The organism is Phenylobacterium sp., assembly GCF_041920015.1.
Classification (GTDB): domain Bacteria; phylum Pseudomonadota; class Alphaproteobacteria; order Caulobacterales; family Caulobacteraceae; genus Phenylobacterium.
Genome location: NZ_JAYRST010000139.1, coordinates 1 through 3,205, shown reverse-complemented (window position 1 = coordinate 3,205; position 3,205 = coordinate 1). Strand labels below are relative to the sequence as shown.

Below are 3,205 nucleotides of genomic sequence, written 5' to 3'. Positions count from 1 at the left end.
GTGATCGAGACCACCTTCCGTGAAGAGTGCGAGACCGACCTGTTCGGCGAACAGGCCGTGCTGTGCGGCGGCCTGGTGGAACTGATCCGCGCTGGCTTCGAGACCCTGGTCGAGGCGGGCTACGCGCCCGAAATGGCCTATTTCGAGTGCCTGCACGAGGTGAAGCTGATCGTGGACCTGATCTACGAAGGCGGCATCTCGAACATGAACTACTCGATCTCGAACACCGCAGAGTACGGCGAGTACGTCACCGGCCCGCGCGTGGTGACCGCCGACACCAAGGCCGAAATGAAGCGCGTGCTGGAAGACATCCAGTCGGGCCGTTTCGTCCGCGACTTCATGCTGGAGAACGAGGCCGGCCAGCCGAGCCTGAAGGCGACTCGTCGTCGCGCCTCCGAGCACGAGATCGAGGCCGTCGGCCAGCGCCTGCGCGCCATGATGCCGTGGATCACGAAAAACAAGCTGGTCGATACGGCGCGCAACTAGGCGTCCGCTTCGAAACGATACGGAAAGGCCCGGACGGCGACGTCCGGGCCTTTTTCGTTGGCGGCCGATCAGGCGCCGAACTGGCCGGAATAGCGCGGCTTCAGCACCGCCAGGGTGTTAGTGCGCTTGCCGTCGGGGCCCATGAGCTCCAGGTGGACGTGGTCGGTCATGCCGAGCGGATAGCGATCCTGCAGGCTGTGGGCGCGGCCGACGGCCTGGCCCATGCGCACCACGTCGCCGACCGCGACGGTCGGGTCGATATAGAAGACCCGCGCGACATAGCCGATGGCCGGATTGGTGATCTCCACGAACTGGAGGTGTTCGTCGTCGGCGTAGGCGAGGCCGATCTTGGTGACGAAGCCGGAGATCGGGGCGGACACCGCCTGGCCCGGGCGGGCGATGAAGTCGACGCCTTCGTGCTGGCGCGTCCCGCCGTCGCGGCGGGCGCCAAAGATCCCGAAGCCGTAGGCGTCCTCCTGGCGGACCGCATGACCGGTGGGATTGACGAAGTCCGGCGCGCCGTCGCCGTCCACGTCGGCGCCCTTCCAGACCAGGGTGCGGACGGGCGTGGCGGCGGGCTCGGGCGCCACGGCGAGGGGGACGATCTTCTGGAGGCCGGTGAAGTCGGCGCGGGCGGCCGCCTCGGCGCCGGCCTGGATCGAGCCGGCGGCGACCACGGCGGCGCACAGGGTCAGGCAGGTCTGGGCCAGCCAGACATGCAGCTTGTGGGCGGCGCTCGCCGTCGCGCGCATCATTGCGTGGGTCGTCTCCGGATCGGATGGAATGGCCGGGGTCGCGCCTCGAAGGGCAGGCCGGTGGGCAACATATGGAAACTTGCGCCGCCGTCCAGCATGTGACGAGGCGTCGCGGTGCAGCGTCACGGTTGCGTGAGGTCGGCAGACGCGAGGCTCAGTTGTGGTAGAAATGAGTACGGCGATCCGGCCGAATATTGAACCTCGCCAGGGCGAGGCGGTTGCGCAGTTGCTGCGTTGTCGGCGGATACGCTTCTGAACATTATCCTGGAATGCATGGTTTGAGGACGGGAACAGCTCGAATTTCACGCTCATATGTCAAAACTATACGAGCCGGCATGGCGCTATTCTGTGAGGCGTTCCGATGGCTCGGCTGATCGTGGTGTCGAACCGGGTCCAGCCGCCGGGCGACGGCGGCGAGGGCAGCGTCGGCGGCCTGGCCATGGCGCTGGCCGCGGCCTTACGCGAGCACAGCGGCGTCTGGTTCGGGTGGAGCGGCCAGACGATCGAGGAATATACCGGCCAGCTCTCGATGCAGCGGTCGGGCGACGTGACCGTCGCTACGGTCGATCTGGAGGAGCAGGACCGGCAGGAATACTACAACGGCTATGCGAACCGCACGCTCTGGCCGCTGTTCCATTACCGGGTCGATCTCAGCGCCTATGAGCGCGCGTTCAGCGAGGGCTACGGCCGGGTGAATACGCGCTTCGCCGAGGCGCTGGCGCCGTTGGTGGCCGAGGGCGACGTCATCTGGGTGCACGACTATCACCTGATCCCGCTGGCGCGGGAGCTGCGGGCGCGCGGGGTGAAGAACCGGATCGGCTTCTTTCTGCACATCCCCTGGCCGTCGCGGCGGCTGCTGGTCACCCTGCCGGATCATCGGGAACTGGTGGAGGCCCTGTTCGACTACGACCTGATCGGCTTCCAGACCGAGGATTCGGCCGGCGCCTTCCGCGACTATGTGACCGGCGAGATCGAGGGCGAGGTGGACGACGAGGGCCGTGCGCGCGCCTTCGGCCGGACCGCGCAGGTGGGGGCCTTTCCCATCGGCCTGGACATCGAGAATTTCGAGGCCGCGGCCCACGGCGAGGTCGCCCTGGCCGAGTACGAGCGGATGGTGGCCAGCCTGAACGGCCGCGAGATGATCGTGGGCGTCGATCGGCTGGACTATTCCAAGGGGCTGGAGGAGCGGTTCCTGGCCTACGAGCAGGTGCTGGAGGATCACGAGGACCTGCGCGAGCAGGTCTTCCTGCTGCAGATCGCCACGCCCAGCCGCGAGGAGGTCGACGCCTATCAGGACCTGCGGGCGCGGCTGGACGCGGTGAGCGGGCGCATCAACGGGGCGTTCGCGACCGTCGACTGGGTGCCGATCCGCTATGTGAACAGGGCCTATCGCCGCGACGAACTGGCCGGCGTCTACCGGGCGGCGAAGATCGGGCTGGTGACGCCGCTGCGTGACGGCATGAACCTGGTGGCCAAGGAATATGTCGCCGCCCAGGACCCGGACGATCCAGGGGTGCTGGTGCTGTCGCAGTTCGCCGGGGCGAGCGAGCAGATGGAGCAGGCGCTGATCGTCAATCCCTTCGACCGCGCGCAGGTGGCCGAGGCGATCGCTGCGGGGCTGTCGATGCCGAAAGCCGAGCGGGCGGCGCGCTGGCGCGACCTGATGGACGGCCTGCGCGCCAGCGACGTCAATGCGTGGCGCGAGGCGTTCGTCCGGGCCTTGATGCAGTCCTGAGCCTCAAGGTTGTCGACCCGAAGGTCCGGCTCGGCCATGGTGGGATCATGAGCGACACTGTGACCCTGCTGCACCCTTTCGACGACGCCGTCCGCCTGGAGCCCTTGGGGGAGGGCGTGTTCCGCGGCGCGACCTCGCCCGCCTATTGGAACATGGCCGGGCCGTTCGGCGGCGCGACGGCCGCGATCATGCTGAAGGCGGTGATGGACCACCCGCAGCGGCGGGGGCG

2 protein-coding genes and 2 pseudogenes are annotated in these 3,205 nt (G+C 67.8%); 3 read left to right on the top strand and 1 reads right to left on the bottom strand.

All coding sequences use genetic code 11. The features are described 5' to 3' along the window. A pseudogene (locus ACE3TL_RS16765) lies at nt 1–486 on the top strand (ketol-acid reductoisomerase); the annotation flags it as partial. Between the two features lie 68 nt (nt 487–554). On the opposite strand, the gene ACE3TL_RS16760 reads toward ACE3TL_RS16765, so the two are convergent. Beyond that, nucleotides 555–1,238: a M23 family metallopeptidase gene (locus ACE3TL_RS16760; RefSeq protein ID WP_374579797.1), complete on the bottom strand. Its 684-nt coding sequence runs from the start codon at nt 1,236–1,238 to the stop codon at nt 555–557. 364 nt (nt 1,239–1,602) lie between these two features. Here ACE3TL_RS16760 and otsA point away from each other — a divergent pair, with 364 nt between their 5' ends. Then, nucleotides 1,603–2,976, top strand: coding sequence for an alpha,alpha-trehalose-phosphate synthase (UDP-forming) (otsA, locus tag ACE3TL_RS16755; protein WP_374579796.1), 1,374 nt, complete (start codon nt 1,603–1,605; stop codon nt 2,974–2,976). Nucleotides 2,977–3,023: 47 nt separating this feature from the next. Further along, nucleotides 3,024–3,205 (top strand): annotated as a pseudogene (locus ACE3TL_RS16750) (hypothetical protein); the annotation flags it as partial.